This window comes from Streptomyces sp. NPDC043726 (assembly GCF_056436565.1).
Window position 1 is genome coordinate 1 of record NZ_JBWKCI010000036.1, and the last position, 1049, is coordinate 1049.

1 rRNA gene is annotated in these 1049 nt (G+C 57.0%); it reads right to left on the reverse strand.

The features are described from left to right. A 23S ribosomal RNA gene (locus AC068Z_RS42230) occupies positions 1–1049 on the reverse strand; the annotation flags it as partial.

A 1049-nucleotide genomic window follows, 5' to 3' on the forward strand; every position in this document is an offset into this window, starting at 1 on the left:
CTACACCCTTACCCCGGGACAACCACCGCCCGGGATGGACTACCTTCCTGCGTCACCCCATCACTCACCTACTAACCGCTTGGTTCGGCGGCTCCACCACTCCCCTCAACTCCGAAGAGATCAGGGCGGCTTCACGGCCTTAGCATCACGATGCTCGATGTTTGACGCTTCACAGCGGGTACCGGAATATCAACCGGTTATCCATCGACTACGCCTGTCGGCCTCGCCTTAGGTCCCGACTTACCCTGGGCAGATCAGCTTGACCCAGGAACCCTTAGTCAATCGGCGCAAACGTTTCTCACGTTTGTATCGCTACTCATGCCTGCATTCTCACTCGTGAACCGTCCACAACTACCTTCCGGTGCTGCTTCACCCGGCACACGACGCTCCCCTACCCATCCCAGCCTCCGTTGGGAGTATGTGCTGGAATGACACGACTTCGGCGGTACGCTTGAGCCCCGCTACATTGTCGGCGCGGAATCACTAGACCAGTGAGCTATTACGCACTCTTTCAAGGGTGGCTGCTTCTAAGCCAACCTCCTGGTTGTCTGTGCGACTCCACATCCTTTCCCACTTAGCGTACGCTTAGGGGCCTTAGTCGATGCTCTGGGCTGTTTCCCTCTCGACCATGGAGCTTATCCCCCACAGTCTCACTGCCGCGCTCTCACTTACCGGCATTCGGAGTTTGGCTAAGGTCAGTAACCCGGTAGGGCCCATCGCCTATCCAGTGCTCTACCTCCGGCAAGAAACACACGACGCTGCACCTAAATGCATTTCGGGGAGAACCAGCTATCACGGAGTTTGATTGGCCTTTCACCCCTAACCACAGGTCATCCCCCAGGTTTTCAACCCTGGTGGGTTCGGTCCTCCACGAAGTCTTACCTCCGCTTCAACCTGCCCATGGCTAGATCACTCCGCTTCGGGTCTTGAGCGCGCTACTATATCGCCCTATTCGGACTCGCTTTCGCTACGGCTTCCCCACACGGGTTAACCTCGCAACACACCGCAAACTCGCAGGCTCATTCTTCAAAAGGCACGCAGTCACGAGA